The following is a 26,561-nucleotide window of genomic DNA, read 5'->3' as shown; positions in this document are numbered from 1 at the left end:
GGCTTTTTTGCTTTATCATGGCGGCATTCCTTTGCATGAGTTAGCCATGAAATTCGCTATCGCGGTGTTCTCCCCGGCCCATGCGCCCTCCTCGCGGCGCGCCTTGCGCTACGCCGAGGCAGTGCTGGCCGGCGGGCATGAGATTGCCCGGCTGTTCTTTTATCAGGACGGGGTGCACAGTGCCTCGGCCAACGTGGTCGCGCCCCAGGACGAACTGGACGTGGCAGGCCAATGGCGTACCTTTATCCAGACCCACCAGCTGGATGCGGTGGTGTGCATCGCCGCCGCCCTGCGCCGTGGCGTGCTCGACGAGGCCGAAGCCAACCGTTACCAGCGCCCGGCGGTGAACCTGCCCAAACCTTGGGAACTGTCGGGGCTTGGCCAGCTGCATGAAGCGGCGCAGGTTGCCGACCGCCTTGTCTGCTTCGGAGGCGACTGAAATGGCCAAATCCTTGTTGATCATCAGCCGTCAGGCCCCGTGGAATGGCCCATCGGCCCGCGAAGCGCTGGACATTGCCCTGGCCGGCGGGGCCTTCGACCTGCCGCTGGGCATGCTGTTCCTGGACGACGGGGTGTTCCAGCTCGCTCCCGGCCAGCAACCCACCGCCGTGCAACAGAAGAACCTGGCCGCCAACCTGCAGGCGCTGCCGATGTTCGGTGTCGAGGAACTGTTCGCCTGTAGCCACAGCCTCAACCGCCGCGGCCTGGCAGCCGATGCCCTGGCGCTGCCGGTGCAAGTGCTCGATGACGCGGCACTGACCGCGCTGATCGCCCGTTTCGACCAGGTGGTAACGCTCTGATGACAACCCTGCATGTAATTGCCCACTCCCCGTTTGGCGACGAGCGCCTGGCCAGCTGCCTGCGCCTGCTCGGCACCGACGACGCATTGCTGCTGTGCGGCGATGCGGTGTATGCCCTGCGCAGCGGCAGCGAGCCACACCACCAGCTGCAAGCTGCCGGCCTGGCCCAGCGCCTGTTCGCCCTGGACGAGGATGTGCAAGCCCGCGCGGTCGGCAACGACCTGGCCAAGGCCGTGGACTACGCCGGGTTCGTCGAACTGTCGCTGCATTACGACAAGGTCAACAGCTGGCTATGAGTACGCTCAACGTTGGCGATCAGGCGATCGCCCTGGACAAGGACGGCTTTCTGGTCGACCTGCAAGACTGGTCCCGCGCCGCCGCCGAGGCTTTGGCCGAGCGCGAGGGTATCCCGTTGACGGCGGACCATTGGGAAATCCTCGAACTGCTGCGCCAGTTCTACCAGGAATACCAGCTGTCCCCGGCCACGCGCCCGCTGATCAAATACACGGCCCTGAAGCTGGGCCCGGAAAAGGGCAACAGCCCGCACCTGAACCGCCTGTTCAATGGCACCCCCGCCAAACTTGCCGCCAAGCTGGCGGGCCTGCCCAAGCCGACCAACTGCATATGACCCAGCCCCTCTTGAAAGAAGCTCGCCCGCTAACGCTTGAAACCCCGGCCGAACACCCGTTCGCCGAATTCGTGCGTATTTTAGGCAAAGGCAAGCGCGGCGCGCGCGGCCTGACCCGTGAAGAGGCCCGCGCGGCCATGACCCTGCTGCTGGAAGGCAAGGTCGAAGACACCCAGCTGGGGGCCTTCCTCATGCTGCTGCGCCACAAGGAAGAAAGCGCCGAAGAGCTGGCCGGCTTCACCGAGGCCCTGCGCGCTCACCTGCAGGCGCCGAGCATTGCGGTGGACCTGGACTGGCCTACTTACGCCGGCAAAAAGCGCCACCTGCCCTGGTACCTGCTGGCGGCCAAGTGCATGGCCGGCAATGGCGTGCGCATCCTGATGCACGGGGGCGGCGCACACACCGCCGGGCGGATGTACAGCGAGCAGTTGCTCGACCTGTTGCAGATCCCGCTGTGCCGCGACTGGGCTGCGGTTGGCAACGCACTGGACCAACACCACCTGGCGTTCTTCCCGCTGCACGACTGGGCGCCGCAGTTGCAGCGCATGATCGACCTGCGCAACACCTTGGGCCTGCGCTCGCCCATCCACTCGCTGGCACGGGTGCTCAACCCGCTGGGCGCCCGCTGTGGCCTGCAAAGCATCTTCCACCCCGGTTACCAGGCTGTGCACCGTGAGGCCAGCCGCCTGCTGGGCGACCATGCCGTGGTGATCAAGGGCGATGGCGGCGAGATCGAGGTCAACCCCGATGTCATCAGCCACCTCTACGGCACCACGGCGGGCGAAGCGTGGGACGAAGAGTGGCCAGCGCTGAGCGAGCGCCGCCATGTCAAACCGGCCAGCCTGCAGGCCGAGCACTTGCTGGCGTTCTGGCGCGGTGAAGTGGAAGACAGTTATGGCGAAAAAGCCCTGATCGCGACCATGGCCCTGGCCCTGCGTGGCCTGGGGCAAGACCGCGAGCAGGCGTTCGCGACAGCGCAAGGCTATTGGGATACGCGCAATATATCGATTTAGCCGATAATAGCACCCCGATCTTTGCGCTATTTGTTCGAACGATTTGGCCTAGACTGGGCTCCAACGACAAACAACTTTGTTTCAGGAGCTCACCATGGGCCTTTTGATCGACGGCCGCTGGCACGACCAGTGGTATGAAAACGGCAAGGACGGCACGTTCAAACGCGAAAACGCCCAACGCCGCAATCAACTGCCCGCCCCCGAGGCCGGCCGTTACCACCTGTACGTCTCACTGGCCTGCCCATGGGCCCACCGCACCCTGATCTTGCGCGCCCTCAAAGGCCTTGAGCCATTGATCGATGTGTCGGTGGTCAGCTGGCTGATGCAGGACAATGGCTGGACCTTCGACCAACAGCAAGGCTCGAGCGGTGACCACCTAGACGCCCTGCAGTACCTGCACCAGCGCTATACCCAGGATGACCCGCATTACACGGGCCGCGTGACCGTGCCTGTGTTGTGGGACAAGCAAGAGAAACGCATCGTGAACAACGAGTCGTCGGAGATCATCCGTATCTTCAACAGCGCGTTCAACGAGCTGACCGGCAATACGCTGGACCTCTACCCCGAGGCACTGCGGCCGACCATCGAGGCATTGAACGAGCGCATTTACCCGGCGGTGAACAATGGCGTGTACCGCGCAGGCTTTGCTACCACGCAAGACGCCTACGAGGCGGCGTTCGACGATGTGTTCAACGAGTTGGATTACCTGGAAGACTTGCTAAGCCGCAATCGCTACCTGGCCGGTGAGTACCTGACCGAGGCCGATGTACGCCTGTTTACCACGCTGGTGCGCTTCGATGCGGTGTACCACGGGCACTTCAAGTGCAACCTGCGCCGCCTGAGTGATTACCACAACCTGTCAAACTGGCTGCGTGAGCTGTACCAGTGGCCTGGAGTGGAGGGCACGGTGGATATGGAGCATATCCAGAAGCACTATTACATGAGCCACAAGACCATTAACCCGACCGGGATCGTGCCTAAGGGGCCGTTGCAGGATTTCAACGGGGCGCACGACCGGGAACGGTTGTCGGGCAAGGGGATTTGGCAGGCTTGAGAAAGTCGGGGCTGCTTTGCAGCCCATCGCGACACAAGGCCGCTCCTACAGGGGACCGCGCAAGCCTCAGGGTCTACGCGCCCCCCTGTAGGAGCGGCCTTGCGTCGCGATGGGCCGCAAAGCGGCCCCAACAATGTCAGCTGTTCTGCGCCCCTTCAAACCAGGCCAGCTTGTCACGCAACTGCACCACTTCCCCCACAATCACCAGGGTCGGTGCATGCACTTCATGCTGGGCCACCAGCTCCGGCAAATCCGCCAGCGTACCGGTAAACACCCGCTGGTTACGCGTAGTCCCCTGCTGCACCAGCGCCGCCGGGGTACTCGCCGCCCGCCCATGGCGAATCAGCTCGGCACAGATGGTCGGCAAACCGACCAAGCCCATGTAGAACACCAAGGTCTGCGCCGGCGCCACCAGGTCATTCCACGGCAGGTTGCTGGTGCCATCCTTCAGGTGGCCGGTGACGAAGCGCACCGACTGGGCGTAGTCGCGGTGAGTCAGCGGTATACCGCCATAAGCGGAACAGCCGCTGGCCGCAGTAATGCCCGGCACTACCTGGAACGGGATGCCATGCTCGGCCAGCTCTTCGATCTCTTCGCCACCCCGGCCGAAGATGAACGGATCGCCACCCTTCAGGCGCAACACGCGTTTGCCCTGCTTGGCCAGGTCGACCAGCAGGCGGTTGATCTGGTCCTGGGGCACAGAATGGTCAGCACGGCGCTTGCCCACGTAGATGCGCTCGGCATCACGCCGGCACATCTCGATAATGGCAGGCGCCACCAGGCGGTCGTACAGCACCACATCGGCCTGCTGCATCAGGCGCAAGGCCCGGAAGGTGAGCAAGTCCGGGTCGCCCGGGCCCGCACCTACCAGGTACACCTCACCACCCTGCTGCACCGGCGCGCCGTCTACCATCGCCTGCAACAGGCGTTCGGCTTCGGCGCCCTGCCCGGCCAGCTGGCGCTCGGCAATCGGGCCCTGGAACACGGTTTCCCAGAAGCCGCGACGCTGGTTGACGTCCGGGTACAAGGTTTTGACCTTGTGCCTGAAACGCGCAGCCAGCCCGGCCAGCTCACCATAGGCCGACGGGATCCAGGCCTCCAGCTTGGCGCGGATCAAACGCGCCAGCACCGGGGCGTCACCGCCACTGGATACCGCAATCACCAGCGGTGAACGGTCGACGATCGCCGGGAAGATCACCGTGCACAGGGCCGGTGCATCCACCACGTTGACCGGCAGGCTGAGGGCCTGCGCATCGGCCGACACCTGGGCGTTCAGCCCAGGGTCGTCGGTAGCCGCGATCACCAGCCGGCAACCGACCAGGTCGGCTGCCTGATAGCCACGCACCAGCACCTCACCGCCACCTTCCCGGGCCAACGCAGCCAACTGGCCGTCGACGTCCGGCGCCACCACGCGCAGCTCGCTACCGGCATCCGCCAGCAGGCGCGCCTTGCGCAAGGCGATCTCACCGCCACCGACGACCAGCACGCGGCCGCCCTGCAGCTTGTGGAACAGCGGCAGGTAATCCATTTAGCGGATGACCTCGACGCCGCCCATGTACGGCTTCAGCACGTCTGGTACACGGATAGAACCGTCGGCCTGCTGGTAGTTTTCCAGCACGGCAACCAGGGTACGGCCTACGGCCAGGCCGGAGCCGTTGAGGGTGTGCACCAGCTCTGGCTTGCCGGTTTCCGGGTTGCGCCAGCGGGCCTGCATGCGGCGCGCCTGGAAGTCGCCACAGTTGGAGCACGAGCTGATTTCGCGGTACTTGTCCTGGCTCGGTACCCACACTTCCAGGTCGTAGGTTTTCACGGCGCCAAAGCCCATGTCGCCGGTGCACAGGGCCAGCACGCGGTACGGCAGCTCCAGCAGCTGCAGCACGCGCTCGGCGTTGGCGGTCAGGCCTTCCAGGGCTTCCATCGACTTGGCCGGCTCTACCACCTGCACCATCTCGACCTTGTCGAACTGGTGCTGGCGGATCATGCCGCGGGTGTCACGGCCAGAAGCGCCGGCTTCACTCCGGAAGCACGGGGTGTGGGCAACCAGTTTCAGTGGCAGCTGCTTGGCGTCGAGGATTTCACCCGCTACCAGGTTGGTCAGCGACACTTCGGCAGTCGGGATCAGGTAGAAGTCAGCTTCACCTTCGCGGGTGATCTTGAACAGGTCTTCCTCGAACTTCGGCAGCTGGCCAGTGCCCTGCAAGGCAGGCGCCTGCACCAGGTACGGGGTGTAATGCTCCTCGTAGCCGTGCTCGCCGGTGTGCAGGTTGATCATGAACTGCGCCAGGGCGCGGTGCAGGCGGGCAATCGGGCCACGCAGCACGGCAAAGCGGGCGCCAGACAGCTTCGCTGCGGCCTCGAAGTCCAGGCCACCGCTGACTTCGCCGAGGGCGACGTGGTCCTTGATTTCGAAGTCAAAGGCGGTCGGCGTACCCCAACGGCGCACTTCGACGTTGTCGTCTTCGCTGGCACCAACCGGTACGCTGGCGTCCGGCAGGTTGGGGATGGTCAGCAGGATACCGTCCAGTTCGGCTTGAATGCCGTCCAGTTCGGTCTTGCCGGCAGCCAGCTCGTTAGCCATGCGCTCGACGTCGGCCATCAGTGGCGCGATGTCTTCGCCCTTGGCCTTGGCCTGGCCGATGGACTTGGAACGGGCGTTACGCTCAGCCTGCAGCTGCTCGGTGCGGGTCTGCACCGCCTTGCGGCGCTCTTCCAGTGATTCGATGCGCGCGACATCCAGGCTAAAGCCACGGGAGGCCAGGCGTTGCGCCACTTCCTGAAGTTGGCCGCGTAACAGTTTGGAATCGAGCATATCGTTCTCTCGTTATAGGTAGGTGTTGGTTCAGAATCGGGTCAGGGACAGGCCGGCCCAGGTTGCGAGCAGCCCGCCCACCACGCTGATACTGGTATAGCCCAAGGCAAGGGGCACTTGCCCGCTTTCCATCAGGCGCACGGTATCGAGCGAGAAAGAGGAAAAGGTTGTAAGGCCTCCGAGGAAGCCGACAATCAGGCCAGCGCGCAGCTCGACCGGCGCGAGCGGCTTGTGCAAGAACAAGCCATACAGCAGGCCTATCAGCAGGCAGCCAACCAGGTTGACCGCCAGCGTACCGGCATAGAAGTGCCGTGGCCAGTGGGCCGCCACCCAGTTGGCGGTAGCAAAGCGCAACAAGGTGCCGGCGATACCGCCCGCGCTCACCGCGGCAATGAGTGCAATCACGGTTTTCTCCGCTGCCGGGGGCTGTTGCGGTCCAGGTCGGCCAGGTGGCGCAGCTTCTCGCCAATCTTCAGCTCCAGGCCACGGGGCACCGGCTGGTAGTACTGGCGTGGCTCCAGCTCATCGGGGAAGTAATCTTCACCGGCGGCGTAGGCATCGGGTTCATCGTGGGCATAACGGTACTCGTCGCCATAGCCCAGTTGTTTCATCAGCTTGGTTGGGGCGTTGCGCAGGTGCAACGGCACTTCCAGCGAGCCATGCTCGGCCGCTTCGCGCAGGGCGGTCTTGAAGCCCATGTACACCGCGTTGCTCTTCGGCGCACAGGCCAGGTAGGTAATGGCCTGGGCCACCGCCAGTTCGCCCTCGGGGCTGCCAAGGCGCTCCTGCACGTCCCAGGCCGCCAGGCACAGGCTAAGCGCGCGCGGGTCGGCGTTGCCGATGTCCTCGCTGGCCATGCGCACCACGCGGCGGGCGATGTACAGCGGGTCGCAGCCGCCGTCGAGCATGCGGGCAAACCAGTACAGGGCGCCATCGGGGTTGGAGCCGCGCACCGACTTGTGCAGCGCGGAAATCTGGTCGTAGAACGCCTCGCCGCCCTTGTCGAAGCGGCGACGGCTGTCACCCAGCAGGCTCTGCAGCATCTCGACGTCGATTTCGCTGCCGTCTTCCGCCAGGTCCGAGGCGTTCTCAAGGAAGTTGAGCATGCGCCGGCCATCACCGTCGGCGGCGGCCATCAGCATTTTGAAAGCGTCGTCGCCCACCCGCAGGTTGCGCTTGCCCAGGCCACGCTCTTCGGTGAGCGCACGGTTGACCAGCTTGCGCAGGGCCGCCTCGTCCAGGCTCTTGAGCACATACACCCGCGCCCGCGACAGCAGCGCGTTGTTCAGCTCGAACGACGGGTTCTCGGTGGTGGCGCCGATGAACAGCAGGGTGCCGTCTTCCACATAGGGCAAAAAGGCGTCCTGCTGCGACTTGTTGAAGCGGTGCACTTCGTCGACGAACAGGATGGTGCGCCGGCCATACTGGCCGGCCTGCTGCTTGGCCACCTCGACCGCCTGGCGAATCTCTTTGACCCCGGCCAGCACCGCCGACACCGTCTCGAAGTGCGCATCGCAGAACTGCGCCAGCAGCCGCGCCAGGGTGGTTTTGCCCACCCCAGGCGGCCCCCAGAAGATCATCGAGTGCAGCGCACCCTGCTCCAACGCCTCACGCAGCGGTTTGCCGCGCGCCAGCAGGTGCTCCTGGCCGACGTATTCGTCCAGGTTGGACGGGCGCAGGCGGGCGGCCAGGGGCTGGGCAACGGGTTCGCTTCGAAACAGGTCCATGACGAGCTCCGGTTACTCCTTGATCACGTCAGCACCTTTGGGGATGTCGAACTTGAACTTGCTGTCCGGCACCGCCTGGTTGGCCTTGACGCCATTGAACAGGATGTTGGTGCGCTGGCCGACGCTGTCGATCAGCTGCATGTCATTGATCAGGCCTTTGCGGAACGACACGCGCAGCGAGTCGAACAGGGTGTCCTTGGTCTTCGGCTTGAGGGTGAAGTCCATGACTTCGCCCTGCTCCTTGGAGGCAATGTCGAAGCTCTGGCTGATCTTCGACACGTCACCGGACAGTAGCAGTGCCGGGGTCTGGTTCAGGCGCACGTCGAGCTTTTTGACGGTGGCCTGTTCCAGGTCCGGGTCCCACAGGGTAACCATCTTGCCATCAGACACCACCACCTGCTCCTGTGGCGCATTGGTGTGCCAGTAGAACAGGCCCGGGCGCTTGACGATCATCTGGCCAGCAGTCTCCTGCAGGCTGGTGCCGTCGGCACCCAAGGTCAATTGAGAGAAATTGGCCTCGATGGTCTGCGACTTTTCCAGCAGCTGGGTCAGGCGTTGTACATCTTGCTCACCGGCAAAAACCGAAACGCTGCCCAGAGCAAGGGCAGAAACCAACAGCATGCGAATCGCGCGCATGGTAATCCTCATTGAGCATTGAAAAGGCCGGGCGCCAACGTTGGCGCCCGGCAAGGTGTTCATCAGTCGCGCGGGCCGCCCGGGGCAATCACTTCCCGCGAGCCGTTGCTGTTCATCGGGGTGACCACGCCAGCCATTTCCATGGCTTCGATCATGCGGGCGGCGCGGTTGTAGCCGATCTTGAGCTTGCGTTGCACGGCCGAGATCGACGCACGGCGGCTTTCCAGCACAAATTGCACGGCCTCATCATACAGGGCGTCGCTTTCCGAATCATCGCCATCGCCACCACCGCCGCCGCCTTCAAAGCCGCTGCCGGCCTCTTCCACGCCGTTGAGGATGTCGTCGTTGTAGTCCGGCGCGCCGCGCAGCTTCCACGCTTCAACCACGCGGTGCACTTCGTCGTCGGAGACGAACGCACCGTGCACACGGATCGGCAGGCTGGTACCCGGCGGCATGTACAGCATGTCACCGTGGCCCAGCAGCTGCTCGGCGCCACCTTGGTCGATGATGGTGCGCGAGTCGATCTTGCTGGACACCTGGAACGCCATGCGGGTCGGGATGTTGGCCTTGATCAGGCCGGTGATCACGTCCACCGACGGGCGCTGGGTGGCAAGAATCAGGTGGATACCGGCCGCCCGCGCTTTCTGGGCGATACGGGCAATCAGCTCTTCGACCTTCTTGCCGACGATCATCATCATGTCGGCGAATTCGTCGACCACCACCACGATGGTGGGCAGGGTTTTCAGCGCAGGCGGCACGTCGTCCATGCTCTCGCGGCGGAACAGCGGGTCATGGATGACCTCGCCGGCTTCCTCGGCATCCTTGATCTTGCGGTTGAAGCCGCCAAGGTTACGCACCCCCATGGCCGCCATCAGCTTGTAGCGCCGCTCCATCTCGGCCACGCTCCAGCGCAGGGCGTTGGCAGCGTCCTTCATGTCGGTAACCACCGGGCACAGCAAATGCGGAATGCCTTCGTAGATCGACAGTTCGAGCATTTTCGGGTCGATCATGATCAACCGCGCGTCTTCCGGGCCAGACTTGAACAGGATCGACAGGATCATCGCGTTCACACCCACCGACTTACCGGAGCCGGTGGTACCGGCCACCAGCAGGTGTGGCATCTTGGCCAGGTCGGTGATCACCGGCTTGCCGCCGATGTCGTGGCCCAGGGCCAGGGTGACCGGCGATTTCTGCTCCTCGAACTGCGGCGTGGCCAGCACTTCGGAGAAGCGCACCATCTGCCGGTTTTCGTTGGGGATCTCGATACCCACGGTGGTCTTGCCAGGGATTACCTCAACCACTCGCACGCTGGTCACGGCCAGCGAACGCGCCAGGTCCTTGGCCAGGTTGGCGATGCGGCTGACCTTCACGCCAGCGGCCGGCTGGATTTCATAACGGGTAATCACTGGGCCTGGGTGGATCGAGTCCACCGCCACTTCAACGCCGAATTCCTTGAGCTTGATTTCCAGCAACTGGCCGACACTGGCCAGGGATTCTGGCGAGTACTCGATCTTTTTCTGCTCGGCCGGGTCGAGAATCGAGATCGACGGCAGGGTGCCTTCGATGGCGCTGTCGACGAACAGCGGCGCCTGCTTCTCTTTCATCACGCGCTTGCTCGGCTCAGGCGCCTTGGCCGCTGCCGGTGGCACGATGGTCGGGCCCGCAGGCTGCTCGCGGGGCACCACGGCTTCACGCGCCACTACCGGCTCGCGCGGCACCACCGGCTCACGGGCAAGGGTCGGTTCGCGTTGCACAACAGGCTGGGCGGGCGCTTCTTCACGCTTGAAGATACGCTCGCGCAACGCCGGCTTGGCAGGCTCGCGCTTGTCGGCCGCCGTCGGCGGCGCCTTGAACACCGGCTCGTCCTCACGCAGCTGCGCCTCCAGGCGTTTGCGCTCGTTGCGCGCCTCCCACCAGCGGTTGGCGGCGCCCTGCACCAACTCGAACAGGTCGAGGGTGATCTTGCCGGTCAGGTCCATCACCTTGAACCACGACAAATCGGTGAACACGGTCAGGCCGAACAGGAACAGGGCAATAAACATCAGCGTGCTGCCCTGCACGTTCAGCAGGTTGCGCGCCAGCTCGCCAAGGCTTTCGCCCAGCGCGCCACCCGCAGAAAACGGCATGCTCGCCGGCGGATGGAAGTGAATATGCGCCAGCGCTGCACCGGACAACACCAGGAACACCAGGCCGATCAAACGCCAGGAGAACAGCCAGCCGCTCCAGTCCCAGGGCTGATGGCGCTCGCGGAAGATCTGCCAGGTCTTGACCGCCAGCAACAGCGGGAAGATGTAGGCGAAGTAACCCAGCACCATGAACAGGATGTCGGCGAAGTAGGCACCGGCTCGCCCGGCGGCGTTCTGCACCTGGTCGACGTTGCTGGTGTGGCTGAAGCCTGGGTCGGAGGTGTCGTAGGTCAGCAGCGCCATCCACAGGTACAGGCACAGGGCGCCGATCGCGATCAACGCACCTTCCTTGAGGCGGTAATGCAGCTGCTGCCGCCACAGGGGCACAGGCAAGGGAGCTGGGGTTGCGGTGGATTTCTTCAAAACGCGTCTATTCCTGCGCGTGGTGCGCGTCCAATAGTGATCGGCCGGCTGAGCGGCCAATGAACCACTACTTTTAACATTACTGCCCGCCAGCCGCCATGGCGGCGCGCCGCATGGGGGTTTGCCCGGGGGCGACTTTCACATAGCTGCAATTTGAGCATGCATTTTCTTTTGTGACAAAGGCTTATGCTGTGTTTTTGCACAGGTGTGACCGCAAATGTAGCGGATGGTGCCTGCGTTTTCATGAATGTGCAGGAAATTGCCCAGAATTGCCGAAACTGCACTGCCTCTCTGTGGGAGCAGCCTTGTGCTGCGAAGAGGCCGGTAAGGCCATGAATCTGCTGTGGCAGTACCGGCCTCTTCGCAGCACAAGGCTGCTCCTACAGATTGCAACGCTGGCCTTGAGGCCCCCAAAGAGATTGACCCTGCTTTTCACCCGCGCCATGCTGCCCTCTCCCCTCCCCCACCGCACGATAGACCATGCTCACCTGGCTGACCCGCGACTCGCTGACCTTCCCACCCCTGGAAAAGGCCCTGCACGACCCCAACGGCCTGTTGGCCGCTGGCGGCGACCTGAGCCCCGAGCGCCTGGTGCAGGCCTACCGCCATGGCTGTTTCCCGTGGTACCAGGACGGCCAGCCGATCCTGTGGTGGTCACCCGACCCACGTACGGTGCTGCTGCCCGACCAACTGCACGTTTCGCGCTCGCTGGCCAAGCTGATGCGCCAAGGCCGCTACCAGGTCAGCTTCGACACCGACTTTGCCGCCGTCATCGCGGCCTGCGCCGCACCACGCGACTACGCCGACGGCACCTGGATCACCGACACCATGCGCAACGCCTACTGCGAACTGCACCGGCGTGGCATCGCGCATTCGGTGGAGGTACGCCAGGACGGCGAGCTGGTGGGCGGCCTGTACGGCCTGGCCATGGGCCAGCTGTTCTTCGGTGAATCGATGTTCAGCCGCGCCGACAACGCCTCCAAGGTCGGCTTCGTGACCTTGGTCAACCACCTGCGCGAGGCCGGTTTCGTGCTGATCGACTGCCAGATGCCCACCAACCACCTGCACAGCCTGGGCGCCAATGCCATCAGCCGCGCCGAGTTCGCCGGTTACCTGGCCCGCCACCTCGACCAGCCCAATAGCGCAACGTGGGTTGCCTAGGCGAGTTGCCATAGCTGGCTTACACTTAAAACAAAGTCTCACCGAAGGGGTTGATCATGACAGAGTTGGCGCGGTTGAAGTTTTATGCCACTCAGCCCCACTCCTGCAGCTACCTGCCTGACGAGCAGGCGACCACGCTGTTCCTCGACCCCAGCCAGCCGATGGACGTGAATGTGTACGCCGACCTGTCGGAAATGGGCTTTCGGCGCAGTGGCGACCACCTGTACCGCCCCCACTGCCAGAACTGCAACGCCTGTGTGCCGGCGCGCATCCCGGCGGCGCGCTTCATTCCCAACCGCCAGCAACGGCGCATTCTCAAGCGCAATGCCGACCTGACCGTGAGCGCCGCGCGCCCGACGTTCAAGGAGGAGTACTTCGAGTTGTACCGGCGCTATATCGAAACGCGCCACGCCGACGGTGACATGTACCCGCCCAGCCGCGACCAGTTTTCTACCTTTCTGGTGCGCGACCTGCCGTTCTGCTGGTTCTACGAGTTCCGCCTGGAAGGCCGGTTGCTGGCGGTGGCAGTGTGCGACCTGCTGCCCAATGGCCTGTCGGCGGTGTACACCTTCTACGAGCCGGACGAGGAGCGACGCAGCCTTGGCCGCTTCGCCATCCTCTGGCAGATCACCGAGGCCGTGCGCCAGGACCTGGAGGCGGTTTACCTGGGCTACTGGATCAAGAACTGCAAGAAAATGAACTACAAGACGCAGTATCGGCCCATCGAGTTGCTGATAAACCAGCGCTGGGTCACCCTCAACTGAAAGCATTGGCTTGACACGCAGATTTCCGGCATAATCGGCGCCACTTTTTTGCCCGGTGCGGATATGCGTCGGGCTAACACTGGATCCGAGGGCTCAACTGCATGTCGAAAGAAGACAGCTTCGAAATGGAAGGTACTGTCGTCGACACCCTGCCCAACACCATGTTCCGCGTGGAGTTGGAAAACGGGCACGTCGTAACCGCGCACATCTCCGGAAAGATGCGCAAAAACTACATCCGTATTCTCACTGGCGACAAGGTCCGCGTCGAGCTGACGCCGTACGACCTGAGCAAGGGCCGCATCACTTACCGTGCGCGCTAAGCTCCAGCCATGAAAAAGCCCGGCCATGTGCCGGGCTTTTTTGTGCCTGTGAAATTGCAGGGGGCTGCTTTGCAGCCCATCGCGACGCAAGGCCGCTCCTACAGGGAATCGCATAACCCTTGTAGGAGCGGCCTTGCGTCGCGATGGGCCGCAAAGCGGCCCCACTATCACGCAACCTCAGCCGTGGTCTCGAAGTCGAACACCAGTTCGCCATCGCGCAGGTCGATGTGCACCACACCGCCATGCTCGGCCAGCTCGCCAAACAGGATCTCCTCGGCCAATGGCCGCTTGATCTTGTCCTGGATCAGCCGCGCCATCGGCCGCGCACCCATCTGCACGTCGTAGCCCGACGCCGCCAGCCAGCCGCGGGCGTCATCGCTGACTTCCAGCAGCACACGCTTGTCTTCCAGCTGGGCCTGCAGTTCGATAAGGAACTTGTCGACGATGCTTTTGATCGTCTCGTGGCTCAGGCGGCCGAACTGGATGATGGTGTCCAGGCGGTTGCGGAACTCTGGCGTGAAGCTCTTGCGGATGACTTCCATGGCATCGGACGCATGGTCCTGATGGGTGAAGCCGATCGAGGCCCGTGCCGCGGTTTCCGCGCCAGCGTTGGTGGTCATGATCAGGATCACGTTACGGAAGTCGGCCTTGCGCCCGTTGTTGTCGGTCAGGGTACCGTGGTCCATCACCTGCAGCAGCAGGTTGAAGACTTCCGGGTGGGCCTTCTCGATTTCATCGAGCAGCAATACGCAATGCGGTTGCTTGGTGATCGCCTCGGTCAGCAAACCACCCTGGTCAAAGCCAACGTAACCAGGAGGCGCACCGATCAGGCGCGACACGGTGTGGCGCTCCATGTACTCGGACATGTCGAAACGCACCAGCTCCACGCCCAGCGCCTTGGCCAGCTGCCGCGCCGCTTCGGTCTTGCCGACGCCGGTAGGGCCGGCGAACAGGAACGAACCGACAGGCTTGTCTGGCGCCTTGAGGCCGGCGCGGGACAGCTTGATGGCGGTAGACAGCGAATCAATCGCCTGGTCCTGGCCGAATACGGTCAGTTTCAGGTCACGCTCGAGGTTACGCAGCAGCTCCTTGTCGGAACTGCTGACATGCTTCGGCGGAATGCGCGCAATCTTGGCAACGATGTCCTCGACCTGCGGCACGTCGATGCGCTTGACGCGGTTGGCCTCCGGCTGCAGGCGCTGGTAGGCACCGGCTTCGTCGATCACGTCGATGGCCTTGTCCGGCATGTGCCGGTCATTGATGTAGCGCGAGGCCAGTTCGGCGGCGGCGCGCAGGGCTTCGTCGCTGTACTCGATGTTGTGGTGGCTCTCGAAGCGGCCTTTAAGACCGCGCAGGATACCCACGGTGTCTTCGACCGACGGCTCGCTGACATCCACCTTCTGGAAGCGCCGTGCCAGGGCACGATCCTTCTCGAAGATGCCGCGAAACTCCTGGAAGGTGGTCGAGCCAATGCAACGGATTTCACCCGACGACAGCAACGGCTTGAGCAGGTTGGAGGCATCCATCACCCCGCCCGAGGCCGCACCGGCACCGATGATGGTATGGATTTCGTCGATGAACAGGATCGCCTGCGGGCGCTTGCGCAGCTCACCGAGCAGCGCCTTGAAGCGCTTCTCGAAGTCGCCGCGGTACTTGGTACCGGCCAGCAGTGCGCCAAGGTCGAGGGAATACACCACGCTCTGCGCCAGCAGGTCGGGCACCTGGCCATCGACAATGCGCTTGGCCAGGCCTTCGGCGATGGCCGTCTTGCCCACGCCCGCCTCACCCACCAGCAGCGGGTTGTTCTTGCGCCGACGGGCAAGGATTTGCGCCACGCGCTCAACTTCCTGCTCGCGGCCTACCAGCGGGTCGATACGGCCGGCACGGGCCAGCTCGTTCAGGTTGCTGGCATAAGCGTCCAGCGGGTTGCTCGACGAGGACGTTTCGCCGCCCTCTTCGTCCTGCATTTCCTGGTCGCTGTCGGCGTGCGAACCATGGCCAGGGACCTTGGAGATGCCATGGGCGATGTAGTTGACCACGTCGATGCGGGCCACGCTCTGCTGCTTGAGCAGGAACACGGCCTGGCTTTCCTGTTCGCTGAAGATCGCCACCAGCACGTTGGCGCCGGTCACTTCACGCTTGCCAGAGCTTTGCACGTGGAACACGGCACGCTGCAGCACCCGCTGGAAGCCCAGGGTAGGCTGGGTTTCACGGTCTTCATCGTTGACAGGAATCAACGGGGTGGTGGAATCGATGAACTCTTGCAGGTCATGCTTGAGCTTGTCGAGATTGGCGCCACAGGCGCGCAGAACGGTCGCGGCAGCCTCATTGTCAAGGAGTGCCAGCAGCAGATGTTCGACGGTCATGAACTCATGACGTTTCGAACGGGCCTCCTTGAAGGCCAGATTGAGGGTGACTTCGAGCTCGCGGTTTAACATAGCTTCACCTCATACCCAAGTGGTCGGCGATTAACCGTCCTTCTCGATTTCACAGAGTAGCGGATGCTGGCTTTCCCTGGCGTATTGGTTGACCTGCATAGCCTTTGTTTCGGCGATGTCACGGGTAAACAATCCGCACACTGCCCGCCCTTCTGTATGGACGGTCAGCATGATCTTGGTCGCCAGCTCGCGGTTCAGACTGAAGAACGTCTCGAGCACTTCGACGACGAAATCCATTGGCGTGTAGTCATCGTTGAACAAAACCACCTTGTACATCGGTGGCGCCTGCAGGATCGGCTTGGCTTCCTGGACTGCAAGACCCGAGCCGTCGTCCTCATTCGATTGCGGGCGATCCTGATTGAATGTTAGTCGAATCTCACTAGGTGCATGCATGGAAAGAATTTCATCATGAGCGTCAGGTTAAGGTTGTGGGTTGACGGCACAGGCCGCAGCCGGCGCAGGCGCCGGGCGACCTTGACTATCGGCAAAACGGTGTTACAACCAATAAGAACCCACCGTGGTCGATAAAGATCCGCGCAGTCAACCAGATTTTTCGCAAGGTTCGTATGCGGATGAAGTGGATGATACTCCAGTGATGGAGTCCTTTGCAGAGGGACATAGGGATGGCAAGCGGTAAAGTCAAGTGGTTCAACAATGCCAAGGGCTATGGATTCATCAATGAGGAAGGTAAATCCGATGACCTGTTCGCCCATTATTCGGCCATCCGGATGGACGGATACAAGACCCTCAAGGCAGGCCAGTCCGTAGTATTCGACATCGTACAGGGTCCCAAAGGTTTGCACGCCGTCGAGATCAAGGACGCTGCGGTGGCCGCGGCAGAGGCCGACAGAACCCTGGGCGAGCCGCAGAGCGAAACTGCCAAAGCCTGAATGCCTGCGCTGTGCCGGTATTACGAAACAACCGGCCGCTTCTTTACGGGAAGCGGCCGGTTTTGCACTGCCTTACATGTGCTTGATCATTTCATCGCCAAAACCTGAACTGCTCACCAGCGTGGCGCCGTCCATCAGGCGCTCGAAGTCGTAGGTGACAGTCTTGGCCCCGATCGCACCGTTGGTGCCCTTGATGATCAGGTCGGCGGCCTCGGCCCAGCCCATGTGCCGCAACATCATCTCTGCCGAGAGGATCACCGAGCCCGGGTTTACCTTGTCCTGCCCGGCATACTTGGGTGCGGTGCCGTGGGTAGCCTCGAACATGGCCACGGTGTCGGACAGGTTGGCGCCCGGCGCGATGCCGATACCCCCCACTTCCGCTGCCAGCGCATCGGACAGGTAGTCACCGTTGAGGTTGAGGGTGGCGATCACGTCATATTCGGCCGGGCGCAGCAAAATCTGCTGCAGCATGGCGTCGGCAATGGCGTCCTTGACGATGACTTCGCGGCCGCTTTTCGGGTTCTTGAACTTCATCCACGGGCCGCCATCGAGCAGTTCGGCACCAAACTCGTCCCGGGCCACTTCGTAACCCCAGTCCTTGAAGGCACCCTCGGTGAACTTCATGATGTTGCCTTTGTGCACCAGGGTCAGCGACTCGCGGTCGTTGTCCACCACGTATTGCAGGGCCTTGCGTACCAGGCGCTTGGTGCCCTCGCGCGATACCGGCTTGACGCCGATGCCGCAGTCCTGGTCGAAGCGGATCTTGGTGACGCCCATTTCCTCCTTCAGGAACTTGATCACCTTGTTCGCCTCAGGCGAACCGGCCTTCCACTCGATACCGGCATAAATGTCCTCGGAGTTCTCGCGGAAGATCACCATGTCGACGTCACCGGGCTTTTTCACCGGGCTCGGCACGCCCTGGAACCACAGCACCGGGCGCAGGCACACGTACAGGTCCAGTTGCTGGCGCAGCGCCACGTTGAGCGAACGAATGCCACCCCCTACCGGGGTGGTCAGCGGGCCCTTGATCGACACCACGTAATCACGTACGGCGTCGAGGGTTTCCTGCGGCAACCAGGTGTCCTGGTCGTACACCTGGGTGGCTTTTTCGCCGGCGTACACCTCCATCCAGGCGATCTTGCGCTTGCCGCCGTAGGCTTTCTGCACGGCGGCATCCACCACTTTGATCATGACCGGCGAGACATCTACGCCAATCCCGTCGCCTTCGATATAAGGAATGATGGGGTTGTCAGGAACGTTGAGCGAATGGTCTGCATTGACGGTGATCTTGGTGCCGTCGGTCGGAACCTTGATTTTCTGGTATCCCATGCTTGCACTACTCCGCTGTCGGGTGTGATTGGACATCGTGCGATCCACTGAGCCTAAACCACATCTGCCGACCTGCAAGGCATGCGACAACCCGCCACATTGCCGCTACGTCTTTGGTCTTATAAATGGGCCGATATCACTTGGCCTTGCTGATTAGCCCGAATGGTTTGGTATACTCCGCCGCGACCGTAGGGTCATCGGGGCGAATCCCAGGAAAATGCGGACCGCCCTTGGCCATGAATGGCCGAAAAGCCTGGGTTGTTACCGCAGCTCAGCATTGACGCTCGACTGATGCATCCACCATCACCGCTCGCAGCCTCTCGACTTTCCGCTCATGGCGCTGCCAGGGCGATGCGCCTACCCTGCGCACCACGAGACTCGAGCACGCTCAGCACACAGAGAGTTAACCCGCATGCCCACCCGTTCCAAGATCATCTATACCTTCACCGACGAAGCCCCCGCCCTCGCCACCTACTCGCTGCTGCCGATCGTCGAAGCCTTCACCGCTTCGGCTGACATCGCCGTCGAAACTCGCGACATCTCCCTGGCCGGCCGTATCCTTGCCGCCTTCCCGGAGCAACTGGGCGCAGAGAAGCAAGTAGGCGATCACCTGGCGGAACTGGGCCAGCTGGCCACCACCCCTGAAGCCAACATCATCAAGCTGCCGAACATCAGCGCCTCGGTACCGCAGCTCAAGGCCGCGATCAAGGAACTGCAAGGCAAGGGCTTCAACATCCCTGATTACGCCGACGAGCCGGCCACCGCGGACGAGAAAGAGTCCCGTGCCCGCTACGACCGCATCAAGGGCTCCGCCGTGAACCCGGTGCTGCGCGAAGGCAACTCCGACCGCCGCGCGCCGCTGTCGGTGAAGAACTATGCCCGCAAGCACCCGCACAAGATGGGCGCCTGGGCCGCCGACTCCAAGTCGCACGTTGCCCACATGACCCAGGGCGACTTCTACGGCAGCGAAAAAGCCGCACTGATCGAAGCTGACGACAGCCTGCGCATCGAGCTGGTCGGCAAAGACGGCACCACCACCGTCCTGAAAGAAAAAACCGCCGTCAAGGCCGCCGAAATCATCGACTGCGCCACCATGAGCCGCAAGGCACTGAAAGCCTTCATCGCCGAGCAGATCGCCGATGCCAAGGCCGCTGGCGTGCTGCTGTCGGTGCACCTGAAAGCCACCATGATGAAGGTTTCCGACCCGATCATGTTCGGCGTCATCGTCGAAGAGTTCTACAACGACGTGCTGGCCAAGCACGCCGCAGCCCTGGCTGAGGTCGGCTTCAACGCCAACAACGGTATCGGCGACCTGTACGCCCGTATCAAGGACCTGCCAGCCGACAAGCAGGCCGAGATCGAAGCTGACATCCAGGCCCTGTACGCCCAGCGTCCGGCCCTGGCCATGGTCAACTCCGACAAAGGCATCACCAACCTGCACGTGCCGAGCGACGTCATCGTCGACGCCTCGATGCCGGCGATGATCCGCGACTCGGGCAAGATGTGGAACACCGCCGGTGAACTGCAAGACGCCAAGGCCGTGATCCCGGACCGTTGCTACGCCGGTATCTACCAGGCCACCATCGAAGACTGCAAGCAGCACGGCGCCTTCGACCCGACCACCATGGGCAGCGTGCCGAACGTTGGCCTGATGGCGCAGAAAGCCGAAGAGTACGGCTCCCATGACAAGACCTTCCAGATCAAGGCCGACGGCGTCGTGCGCGTGGTCGATGGCAAGGGCAACGTCGTGCTGGAGCAGAACGTCGAAGCCGGTGACATCTTCCGCATGTGCCAGACCAAAGACGCGCCGATCCAGGACTGGGTCAAGCTGGCCGTCAACCGCGCCCGCCTGAGCAACACCCCTGCGGTGTTCTGGCTGGACCCGGCCCGCGCCCACGACGGCGTGATGATCGAGAAGGTGCAGCAGTACCTGAAGGATCACGACACCACTGGCCTGGACATCCGTGTTCTGGCCCCGGTCGACGCCATCAAGTTCTCCCTGGCCCGCATCCGCGAAGGCAAGGACACCATCTCGGTGACCGGCAACGTGCTGCGCGACTACCTGACCGACCTGTTCCCGATCATGGAGCTGGGCACCAGCGCCAAGATGCTGTCGATCGTGCCGCTGATGAACGGCGGTGGCCTGTTCGAGACCGGCGCCGGCGGTTCGGCGCCCAAGCACGTGCAGCAGCTGGTTGAAGAGAACTTCCTGCGTTGGGACTCGCTGGGTGAATTCCTGGCCCTGGCCGCTTCCCTGGAGCACCTGGGCAACACCTACGACAACCCGCGCGCCAAAGTGCTGGCCAACACCCTGGACCAGGCCACTGGCAAGTTCCTCGACACCAACAAGTCGCCTTCGCGCAAAGTTGGCGGTATCGATAACCGCGGCAGCCACTTCTACCTGACCCTGTACTGGGCCCAGGCCCTGGCTGCCCAGGCTGACGACGCTGCCCTGCAGGCGCGCTTCGCCCCACTGGCAAAAACCCTGACCGAGAACGAGGAGACCATCGTCGCCGAGCTCAACGCCGTTCAGGGCAAGCCGGCCGACATCGGTGGCTACTACGCCCCCGATGCCGAGCTGACCGCCAAGGTGATGCGCCCAAGCCAGACCCTGAACAGCGCCATTGCTGCCCTGTAAGGTTCGCTTGAAGTAACAGCAAAAACCCCGGCCACGCACCGGGGTTTTTGCTTTCTGAAAGAGCTTGCACGGCCCCTGTAGGAGCGGCCTTGTGCCGCGAAAGGGCCGCAAAGCGGCCCCGGCGTTTTTTGCTGCGAAGCTGATTACCTGGGGCCGCTTCGCAGCCCTTTCGCGGCACAAGGCCGCTCCTACAGGGCCCGTGCCAACCATAGGAAATGCTCATGACCTGGCAACCCCACATCACCGTCGCCACCATCGTCGAGCACGAAGGCAAGTTCCTCTTCGTCGAAGAGTTCAAAGCCAACCAGCACGTCTTCAACCAACCCGCCGGCCACCTCGAACCCTTTGAGACCCTGCCCCAGGCCGCCCTGCGCGAAACCCTGGAAGAAACCGCCTGGGAAGTCGAGCTCACCGGCGTGGTCGGCATCTACCTGTACACCGCCCCCAGCAACGGCGTAACCTACCAGCGCATCTGCTTTGCCGCCCGCCCGGTACGCCATCACGCTGACCTGGCGCTGGACAGCGACATCGTCCGCGCCGTGTGGCTTACCCGCGACGAGCTGCTGGCCGACCCCACCCGCTGGCGCAGCGAGCTGGTGCCACGTTGCCTCGACGACTACCTCAAAGGCCCCTTGCACAGCCTTACCCTGCTCCGCGACTGACGCGTCGCCACGGGTTTGATAGAATCGACGTTTTTCCCTTGATACACACCGGTAACCATGACCAGCCCAGCACTCAAAGACCCCGCCAAGACCCGCGTCATCGTCGGCATGTCCGGCGGCGTGGACTCTTCCGTCTCCGCCCTTCTGCTCATCGAGCAGGGCTACCAGGTGGAAGGGCTGTTCATGAAGAACTGGGAAGAAGACGACGGCACCGAATACTGCACCGCCCGTGAAGACCTGGCCGACGCCCAGGCCGTGTGCGACCGCATCGGCATCAAGCTGCACACCGCCAACTTCGCTGCCGAATACTGGGACAACGTGTTCGAGCACTTCCTTGAAGAATACAAGGCCGGCCGCACGCCCAACCCGGACATCCTCTGCAACCGCGAAATCAAGTTCAAGGCGTTCCTCGACTACGCCCTGTCGCTGGGTGCCGACCTGATCGCCACCGGCCACTACGTGCGCCGCCGCGACACGGGCGCGCTCACCGAACTGCTCAAGGGCCTGGACCCGAACAAGGACCAGAGCTACTTCCTGCACGCCGTCGGCGGCAAGGAAATCGCCCGTACCCTGTTCCCGGTCGGCGAGCTGGAAAAACCGGCAGTGCGCGCCATTGCCGAAAAACACGGCCTGGCCACCGCCAAGAAAAAAGACTCCACCGGCATCTGCTTCATTGGCGAACGCCGCTTCAGCGACTTCCTCAAACAGTACCTGCCTGCCCAACCGGGCAACATCGAAACCACCGAAGGTGAAGTGATCGGCCGCCACCATGGCCTGATGTACCACACCATCGGCCAGCGCCAGGGCCTGGGCATCGGTGGCCTGAAGGATGCCGGTGACGAGCCGTGGTACGTGCTGCACAAGGACCTGACCCGCAATGTGCTGGTGGTCGGCCAGGGTAACGAACACCCTTGGCTGTTCTCCCGCGCCCTGCTCGCCTCGGAAATCTTCTGGGTCAACCCCATCGACCTCAGCAGCCCGCGTCAGCTCACCGCCAAGGTACGCTACCGCCAGAGCGACCAGCAGTGCACCCTGGAGCTGACTGCCAGCGGCTACCGCGCGGTGTTCGACGAACCGCAGCGCGCCGTTACCCCAGGCCAGTCGGTGGTGTTCTACGACGGTGAAGTGTGCCTGGGCGGCGGCGTGATCGAAGCCGCCGAGCCGTGGAGCCCGCGCGCATGAGCAACCTGCAGGAGCAGCTGATTGCGTTGGGCGGTGTGTTTCAGGCCGCTGTGTTGGTGGACCGTATCGCCCGCACCGGCCAGGCCAGTGAGGCCAACATCGGTTGCATGCTGGGCAGCCTGCTGGTACGTGACCCCAAGGACACCCTGGAGGTGTTCGGCGGTGACGACCTGAACCTGCGCGACGGCTACCGCGCGCTGATCGGCGCCCTGGAGCGCGACCCCAATAGCCTGCAGCGCGAGCCACTGCGCTACGCCCTGTCAATGCTGGGGCTGGAGCGCCAGCTGAACAAGCGTGGCGACCTGCTCGACACCATCGGCAACCGCCTGCCACAAATCCAGTCCCAGGCCGACCATTTTGGCCTGGCTCATGAAAACGTCATTGCTTCCAGTGGCGCCTTGTACCAGGACACCCTGAGCACCCTGCGCCAGCGTATTCAGGTGCATGGCGACATGCGCTTTCTGCAGCAGCCCAGCAACGCCTCGAAAATTCGCGCCCTGCTGCTGGCCGGCATCCGCGCCGCACGCCTGTGGCGCCAGCTGGGCGGTCACCGCTGGCAGCTGGTGTTCAGCCGGCGCAAGCTGCTGAACGAACTGTACGACATGATGCGCAGCCCCAACTGACGGGCTGAGCTGCCCTTTGTGGGAGCGGGCGTGCCCGCGAAGCACGCGACTCGGTGTATGGCACCGGCTACGCCGGTGTTCGCGGGCATGCCCGCTCCCACAGGGTCTGCCACCAGATCCAAATTGGCCCGACCTTTGGTCAGCCACCCGACCTCGGCGCATTTTTCATGTATGATATGCGCCCTCCAAAAGCCTGACTGTCCGAGAACACCCCATGCAGCTCTCTTCGCTCACTGCGGTTTCCCCTGTAGACGGCCGTTATGCCGGCAAAACCCAGGCCTTGCGCCCCATTTTCAGCGAATTCGGCCTGATCCGTTTCCGCGCCCTGGTCGAAGTGCGCTGGCTGCAGCGCCTGGCCGCCCACCCGCAGATCGGCGAAGTGCCGGCGTTCACCGCCGAAGCCAACGCCCTGCTGGACAACCTGGCCACCGATTTCAAACTTGAGCACGCCGAGCGCGTCAAGGAAATCGAGCGCACCACCAACCACGACGTCAAGGCGATCGAATACCTCCTCAAGGAGCAGGCTGCCACGCTGCCTGAGCTGGCCAAGGTCAGCGAGTTCATCCACTTCGCCTGCACCAGCGAGGACATCAACAACCTGTCCCACGCCCTGATGCTGCGCGCCGGCCGTGACGACGTGCTGCTGCCGCTGATGCGCCAGATCGCCGACGCCATCCGCGCCCTGGCCCACACCCACGCCGCCGTGCCGATGCTGTCGCGCACCCACGGCCAACCGGCTTCGCCGACTACCCTGGGTAAAGAGCTGGCCAACGTCGTGTACCGCCTGGAGCGCCAGATCGCCCAGGTCGCTGCCGTACCGCTGCTGGGCAAGATCAACGGCGCCGTGGGCAACTACAACGCCCACCTGTCGGCCTACTCGCAGATCGACTGGGAAGAGAACGCCCGCGCCTTCATCGAAGACGAGCTGGGCCTGCAGTTCAACCCGTACACCACCCAGATCGAGCCGCACGACTACATCGCCGAGCTGTTCGACGCCATCGCCCGCTTCAACACCATCCTGATCGACTTCGACCGTGATGTGTGGGGCTACATCTCCCTGGGCTACTTCAAGCAGAAGACCGTTGCCGGCGAAATCGGCTCGTCGACCATGCCGCACAAGGTCAACCCGATCGACTTCGAAAACTCCGAAGGCAACCTGGGTATCGCCAATGCGCTGTTCCAGCACCTGGCCAGCAAGCTGCCGATCTCGCGCTGGCAGCGCGACCTCACCGACTCCACCGTGCTGCGCAACCTGGGCGTGGGCTTCGCCCACAGCGTCATTGCCTACGAAGCCAGCCTGAAAGGCATCGGCAAGCTGGAAGTCAACGAAGCCCGCATCGCCGCCGACCTGGACGCCTGCTGGGAAGTGCTGGCCGAGCCGATCCAGACCGTGATGCGCCGCTTCAACATCGAAAACCCCTACGAGAAGCTCAAAGAGCTGACCCGTGGCAAGGGCATCACCCCGGACGCGCTGCTCACCTTCATCGACGGGCTCGACATGCCAGCCGAAGCCAAGGCCGAGCTCAAGCAGCTGACCCCCGCTACCTACATCGGTAACGCGGCAGCCCAGGCCAAACGCATCTAAGCTGACCGTCGCGTACAACGCCCGGCCTGGCCGGGCGTTTTTATTCCCCTACGAAAATTACGTTTTTTCAATAGGTTGAACATGAATCCTGATACTCCACTGCAGCTGCTCGGCGGCATCTCGGCCCGCGAATTCATGCGCGACTACTGGCAGAAGAAGCCCCTGCTGGTGCGCCAGGCCTTCCCGGACTTTATCAGCCCGATCGACCCCGACGAACTGGCTGGCCTGGCCCTGGAAGAGGAAGTCGAATCGCGTATCGTGCTCGAGCACGGCGCCCACCCGTGGGAGCTGCGCCGCGGCCCGTTCAACGAAGACACCTTCGCCGAGCTGCCGGAAAAGGACTGGACCCTGCTGGTACAAGCCGTGGACCAGTTCGTCCCGGAAGTGGCCGAGCTGCTGGAAAACTTCCGCTTCCTGCCCAGCTGGCGTATCGACGATGTGATGATCAGCTTCGCCGCCCCCGGTGGCAGCGTTGGTCCGCACTTCGACAATTACGACGTGTTCCTGCTGCAAGGCCACGGCCAGCGTAACTGGAAGATCGGCCAGATGTGCAGCAGCGACAGCCCGCTGCTGGAGCACGCCGACCTGCGCATCCTTGCCGAATTCGAGCAGAGCGAAGAGTGGACCCTGGAGCCAGGTGACATGCTCTACCTGCCACCACGCCTGGCTCACTACGGCGTGGCCGTGGACGACTGCCTGACCTACTCGGTGGGCTTCCGCGCGCCAAGCGCCGCCGAAGTGCTGACCCACTTCACCGACTTCCTGGGCCAGTTCCTGCCCGACGAAGAGCGCTACAGTGACGCCGACGCCCAGCCGGTCAGCGACCCGCACCAGATCCAGCACGACGCCCTCGACCGCCTCAAGGCCCTGCTCGAGAAGCACATGGGCGACAAGGACCTGCTGCTGACCTGGTTCGGCCAGTTCATGACCGAGCCGCGCTACCCCGAGCAGATCGTTGGCGAAGAGCTGAGCGAGCAAGAGCTGGTCGACGCCCTGGAGCAAGGCGCCATCCTGATCCGCAACCCGAGCGCGCGCATGGCCTGGTCGGAGTTCGAAGACGACCTGCTGCTGTTCGCCAGCGGCCGCAGCTGCCCACTGCCAGGCAAACTGCGCGAACTGCTGAAGCTGGTGTGCGCGGCCGATGCCTTGCACATCGACAACCTGGCCGAGTGGCTGCAGGATGAAGATGGCCTTATGCTTGTACAGCAGCTGGTCAAACAAGGAAGCCTGGGATTCGCCAATGAATAAAATCAGCGTTCGCCTCGCCGACTGGCACAAAGACAACGCCGACATCCGCCGTATCCGTGAAGCGGTATTCGTCGCCGAGCAACATATTCCACCAGAGCTGGAGTTCGATTCGGAAGATCAGGACGCCCTGCACTTCCTGGCCCTGGAAGGCGACTATCCGATCGGTACCGCGCGCCTGCTGGCCGACGGCACCATCGGCCGCATCTCGGTGCTCAAGGACTGGCGCGGGCTGAAGGTTGGCGATGCGCTGGTCAATGCGGTCATCGTCGAAGCACAGAACCGCGACCTGAAGCAGCAGACGCTCAGCGCCCAGGTGCACGCCACGCCGTTCTACGAGCGACTGGGCTTTCGCGTAGTCAGCGAGGAATTCCTCGAAGCCGGCATCCCGCACGTGGACATGGTGCGCGACTCGCGCGTCTGATCCATCACCTCCCACAGGGGGCGCACATTCTGAAAAAAGTGCAGCCCCTGTGGGAGCGGGTTTACCCGCGAAAGGGCCGGTACA

The 26,561-nt window shown here is 63.1% G+C and carries 26 protein-coding genes; 17 read left to right on the top strand and 9 right to left on the bottom strand.

From position 1 onward, the window contains the following. Positions 1 to 46: 46 nt before the first annotated feature. The 6 genes from tusD (at position 47) to N805_RS02615 (ending at position 3,495) form a co-directional block, all read left to right on the top strand. Positions 47 to 439 carry a sulfurtransferase complex subunit TusD gene (gene tusD / locus N805_RS02640; protein WP_016488109.1) on the top strand — a complete coding sequence of 131 codons (393 nt, stop codon included), beginning with the start codon at positions 47 to 49 and terminating at the stop codon, positions 437 to 439. 1 nt (position 440) lies between these two features. Continuing rightward, positions 441 to 800, top strand: a complete 360-nt coding sequence (gene tusC / locus N805_RS02635; RefSeq protein WP_028613322.1) for a sulfurtransferase complex subunit TusC — start codon at positions 441 to 443, stop codon at positions 798 to 800. Continuing rightward, on the top strand, positions 800 to 1,096 hold the full coding sequence (gene tusB / locus N805_RS02630) for a sulfurtransferase complex subunit TusB (RefSeq protein ID WP_028613323.1): 297 nt from the start codon (positions 800 to 802) through the stop codon (positions 1,094 to 1,096). Before tusC ends, tusB begins: the two co-directional genes overlap by 1 nt. Further along, a complete protein-coding gene (locus tag N805_RS02625; protein WP_016488112.1) occupies positions 1,093 to 1,428 on the top strand; it encodes a TusE/DsrC/DsvC family sulfur relay protein in 336 nt (111 codons plus the stop codon). The genes tusB and N805_RS02625 overlap by 4 nt, the downstream gene beginning before the upstream one ends. A gap of 11 nt (positions 1,429 to 1,439) precedes the next feature. Further along, entirely contained in the window at positions 1,440 to 2,441 is a 1,002-nt protein-coding gene (locus N805_RS02620; protein ID WP_026034699.1) for a glycosyl transferase family protein, read from the top strand. A gap of 94 nt (positions 2,442 to 2,535) precedes the next feature. Further along, positions 2,536 to 3,495 carry a glutathione S-transferase family protein gene (locus N805_RS02615; protein ID WP_019473858.1) on the top strand — a complete coding sequence of 320 codons (960 nt, stop codon included), beginning with the start codon at positions 2,536 to 2,538 and terminating at the stop codon, positions 3,493 to 3,495. 136 nt (positions 3,496 to 3,631) lie between these two features. Here N805_RS02615 and cysG read toward each other — a convergent pair whose 3' ends face one another. The 6 genes from cysG to N805_RS02585 form a co-directional block, all read right to left on the bottom strand. Next, complete coding sequence (gene cysG, locus N805_RS02610) at positions 3,632 to 5,023, bottom strand: siroheme synthase CysG (protein ID WP_028613324.1); 1,392 nt, start codon at positions 5,021 to 5,023, stop codon at positions 3,632 to 3,634. Continuing rightward, positions 5,024 to 6,304: a serine--tRNA ligase gene (serS, locus tag N805_RS02605; RefSeq protein ID WP_016488116.1), complete on the bottom strand. Its 1,281-nt coding sequence runs from the start codon at positions 6,302 to 6,304 to the stop codon at positions 5,024 to 5,026. A gap of 30 nt (positions 6,305 to 6,334) precedes the next feature. Further along, a complete protein-coding gene (gene crcB / locus N805_RS02600; RefSeq protein ID WP_016711494.1) occupies positions 6,335 to 6,709 on the bottom strand; it encodes a fluoride efflux transporter CrcB in 375 nt (124 codons plus the stop codon). Then, positions 6,706 to 8,031 (bottom strand): replication-associated recombination protein A, encoded by a 1,326-nt coding sequence (locus N805_RS02595; protein ID WP_028613325.1) that lies wholly within the window; start codon positions 8,029 to 8,031, stop codon positions 6,706 to 6,708. Before N805_RS02595 ends, crcB begins: the two co-directional genes overlap by 4 nt. Before the next feature lie 12 nt (positions 8,032 to 8,043). Next, positions 8,044 to 8,667: an outer membrane lipoprotein chaperone LolA gene (gene lolA, locus N805_RS02590; protein ID WP_028613326.1), complete on the bottom strand. Its 624-nt coding sequence runs from the start codon at positions 8,665 to 8,667 to the stop codon at positions 8,044 to 8,046. A 62-nt stretch (positions 8,668 to 8,729) separates the two neighbouring features. Next, positions 8,730 to 11,276 (bottom strand): DNA translocase FtsK, encoded by a 2,547-nt coding sequence (locus N805_RS02585; RefSeq protein WP_419198327.1) that lies wholly within the window; start codon positions 11,274 to 11,276, stop codon positions 8,730 to 8,732. A gap of 420 nt (positions 11,277 to 11,696) precedes the next feature. On the opposite strand from N805_RS02585, the gene aat reads away from it, so the two are divergent. From aat to infA, 3 genes are all read left to right on the top strand, one after another. Next, positions 11,697 to 12,377: a leucyl/phenylalanyl-tRNA--protein transferase gene (aat, locus tag N805_RS02580; protein ID WP_028613328.1), complete on the top strand. Its 681-nt coding sequence runs from the start codon at positions 11,697 to 11,699 to the stop codon at positions 12,375 to 12,377. 56 nt (positions 12,378 to 12,433) lie between these two features. After that, complete coding sequence (locus N805_RS02575) at positions 12,434 to 13,141, top strand: arginyltransferase (RefSeq protein ID WP_028613329.1); 708 nt, start codon at positions 12,434 to 12,436, stop codon at positions 13,139 to 13,141. Positions 13,142 to 13,242: 101 nt separating this feature from the next. Further along, positions 13,243 to 13,461, top strand: coding sequence for a translation initiation factor IF-1 (infA, locus tag N805_RS02570; RefSeq protein WP_002553999.1), 219 nt, complete (start codon positions 13,243 to 13,245; stop codon positions 13,459 to 13,461). A 167-nt stretch (positions 13,462 to 13,628) separates the two neighbouring features. On the opposite strand, the gene clpA is transcribed toward infA, so the two are convergent. Together clpA and clpS are read right to left on the bottom strand one after the other, a co-directional pair. Next, positions 13,629 to 15,899 carry an ATP-dependent Clp protease ATP-binding subunit ClpA gene (clpA, locus tag N805_RS02565; protein WP_016488123.1) on the bottom strand — a complete coding sequence of 757 codons (2,271 nt, stop codon included), beginning with the start codon at positions 15,897 to 15,899 and terminating at the stop codon, positions 13,629 to 13,631. A 30-nt stretch (positions 15,900 to 15,929) separates the two neighbouring features. After that, complete coding sequence (clpS, locus tag N805_RS02560) at positions 15,930 to 16,292, bottom strand: ATP-dependent Clp protease adapter ClpS (RefSeq protein WP_003251220.1); 363 nt, start codon at positions 16,290 to 16,292, stop codon at positions 15,930 to 15,932. 230 nt (positions 16,293 to 16,522) lie between these two features. On the opposite strand from clpS, the gene cspD reads away from it, so the two are divergent. Further along, positions 16,523 to 16,789, top strand: coding sequence for a cold shock domain-containing protein CspD (gene cspD / locus N805_RS02555; protein ID WP_028613330.1), 267 nt, complete (start codon positions 16,523 to 16,525; stop codon positions 16,787 to 16,789). Between the two features lie 72 nt (positions 16,790 to 16,861). On the opposite strand, the gene icd is transcribed toward cspD, so the two are convergent. Continuing rightward, positions 16,862 to 18,118, bottom strand: coding sequence for an NADP-dependent isocitrate dehydrogenase (icd, locus tag N805_RS02550; RefSeq protein ID WP_028613331.1), 1,257 nt, complete (start codon positions 18,116 to 18,118; stop codon positions 16,862 to 16,864). Positions 18,119 to 18,530: 412 nt separating this feature from the next. Between icd and N805_RS02545 the strand changes: the two genes are divergently transcribed. The 7 genes from N805_RS02545 to N805_RS02515 all read left to right on the top strand — a co-directional run bounded on the left by N805_RS02545 (position 18,531) and on the right by N805_RS02515 (position 26,477). Further along, entirely contained in the window at positions 18,531 to 20,756 is a 2,226-nt protein-coding gene (locus N805_RS02545) for an NADP-dependent isocitrate dehydrogenase (RefSeq protein WP_028613332.1), read from the top strand. A 221-nt stretch (positions 20,757 to 20,977) separates the two neighbouring features. Continuing rightward, positions 20,978 to 21,418, top strand: a complete 441-nt coding sequence (locus N805_RS02540) for an NUDIX hydrolase (RefSeq protein WP_028613333.1) — start codon at positions 20,978 to 20,980, stop codon at positions 21,416 to 21,418. A gap of 57 nt (positions 21,419 to 21,475) precedes the next feature. Further along, positions 21,476 to 22,600: a tRNA 2-thiouridine(34) synthase MnmA gene (mnmA, locus tag N805_RS02535; RefSeq protein ID WP_028613334.1), complete on the top strand. Its 1,125-nt coding sequence runs from the start codon at positions 21,476 to 21,478 to the stop codon at positions 22,598 to 22,600. After that, complete coding sequence (gene hflD / locus N805_RS02530; RefSeq protein ID WP_028613335.1) at positions 22,597 to 23,223, top strand: high frequency lysogenization protein HflD; 627 nt, start codon at positions 22,597 to 22,599, stop codon at positions 23,221 to 23,223. The genes mnmA and hflD overlap by 4 nt, the downstream gene beginning before the upstream one ends. Before the next feature lie 214 nt (positions 23,224 to 23,437). Further along, positions 23,438 to 24,808, top strand: coding sequence for an adenylosuccinate lyase (gene purB, locus N805_RS02525; RefSeq protein WP_028613336.1), 1,371 nt, complete (start codon positions 23,438 to 23,440; stop codon positions 24,806 to 24,808). A gap of 81 nt (positions 24,809 to 24,889) precedes the next feature. Then, on the top strand, positions 24,890 to 26,056 hold the full coding sequence (locus N805_RS02520; RefSeq protein ID WP_028613337.1) for a cupin domain-containing protein: 1,167 nt from the start codon (positions 24,890 to 24,892) through the stop codon (positions 26,054 to 26,056). Then, complete coding sequence (locus N805_RS02515) at positions 26,049 to 26,477, top strand: GNAT family N-acetyltransferase (protein ID WP_028613338.1); 429 nt, start codon at positions 26,049 to 26,051, stop codon at positions 26,475 to 26,477. The genes N805_RS02520 and N805_RS02515 overlap by 8 nt, the downstream gene beginning before the upstream one ends. Positions 26,478 to 26,561 lie beyond the last annotated feature (84 nt).

Origin of the sequence: Pseudomonas putida S13.1.2 (assembly GCF_000498395.2) — a bacterium.
GTDB lineage: Bacteria > Pseudomonadota > Gammaproteobacteria > Pseudomonadales > Pseudomonadaceae > Aquipseudomonas > Aquipseudomonas putida_Q.
This window is presented reverse-complemented; position numbering and strand designations above follow the sequence as displayed.

Coding starts and splice junctions, on each gene's coding strand:
- tusD (WP_016488109.1), top strand. CDS start 47: ATGAAATTCGCTATCGCGGTGTTCTCCCCGGCCCATGCGCCCTCCTCG.
- tusC (WP_028613322.1), top strand. CDS start 441: ATGGCCAAATCCTTGTTGATCATCAGCCGTCAGGCCCCGTGGAATGGC.
- tusB (WP_028613323.1), top strand. CDS start 800: ATGACAACCCTGCATGTAATTGCCCACTCCCCGTTTGGCGACGAGCGC.
- N805_RS02625 (WP_016488112.1), top strand. CDS start 1,093: ATGAGTACGCTCAACGTTGGCGATCAGGCGATCGCCCTGGACAAGGAC.
- N805_RS02615 (WP_019473858.1), top strand. CDS start 2,536: ATGGGCCTTTTGATCGACGGCCGCTGGCACGACCAGTGGTATGAAAAC.
- cysG (WP_028613324.1), bottom strand. CDS start 5,023: ATGGATTACCTGCCGCTGTTCCACAAGCTGCAGGGCGGCCGCGTGCTG.
- serS (WP_016488116.1), bottom strand. CDS start 6,304: ATGCTCGATTCCAAACTGTTACGCGGCCAACTTCAGGAAGTGGCGCAA.
- N805_RS02595 (WP_028613325.1), bottom strand. CDS start 8,031: ATGGACCTGTTTCGAAGCGAACCCGTTGCCCAGCCCCTGGCCGCCCGC.
- lolA (WP_028613326.1), bottom strand. CDS start 8,667: ATGCGCGCGATTCGCATGCTGTTGGTTTCTGCCCTTGCTCTGGGCAGC.
- aat (WP_028613328.1), top strand. CDS start 11,697: ATGCTCACCTGGCTGACCCGCGACTCGCTGACCTTCCCACCCCTGGAA.
- N805_RS02575 (WP_028613329.1), top strand. CDS start 12,434: ATGACAGAGTTGGCGCGGTTGAAGTTTTATGCCACTCAGCCCCACTCC.
- infA (WP_002553999.1), top strand. CDS start 13,243: ATGTCGAAAGAAGACAGCTTCGAAATGGAAGGTACTGTCGTCGACACC.
- clpA (WP_016488123.1), bottom strand. CDS start 15,899: ATGTTAAACCGCGAGCTCGAAGTCACCCTCAATCTGGCCTTCAAGGAG.
- clpS (WP_003251220.1), bottom strand. CDS start 16,292: ATGCATGCACCTAGTGAGATTCGACTAACATTCAATCAGGATCGCCCG.
- cspD (WP_028613330.1), top strand. CDS start 16,523: ATGGCAAGCGGTAAAGTCAAGTGGTTCAACAATGCCAAGGGCTATGGA.
- icd (WP_028613331.1), bottom strand. CDS start 18,118: ATGGGATACCAGAAAATCAAGGTTCCGACCGACGGCACCAAGATCACC.
- N805_RS02545 (WP_028613332.1), top strand. CDS start 18,531: ATGCCCACCCGTTCCAAGATCATCTATACCTTCACCGACGAAGCCCCC.
- N805_RS02540 (WP_028613333.1), top strand. CDS start 20,978: ATGACCTGGCAACCCCACATCACCGTCGCCACCATCGTCGAGCACGAA.
- mnmA (WP_028613334.1), top strand. CDS start 21,476: ATGACCAGCCCAGCACTCAAAGACCCCGCCAAGACCCGCGTCATCGTC.
- hflD (WP_028613335.1), top strand. CDS start 22,597: ATGAGCAACCTGCAGGAGCAGCTGATTGCGTTGGGCGGTGTGTTTCAG.
- purB (WP_028613336.1), top strand. CDS start 23,438: ATGCAGCTCTCTTCGCTCACTGCGGTTTCCCCTGTAGACGGCCGTTAT.
- N805_RS02520 (WP_028613337.1), top strand. CDS start 24,890: ATGAATCCTGATACTCCACTGCAGCTGCTCGGCGGCATCTCGGCCCGC.
- N805_RS02515 (WP_028613338.1), top strand. CDS start 26,049: ATGAATAAAATCAGCGTTCGCCTCGCCGACTGGCACAAAGACAACGCC.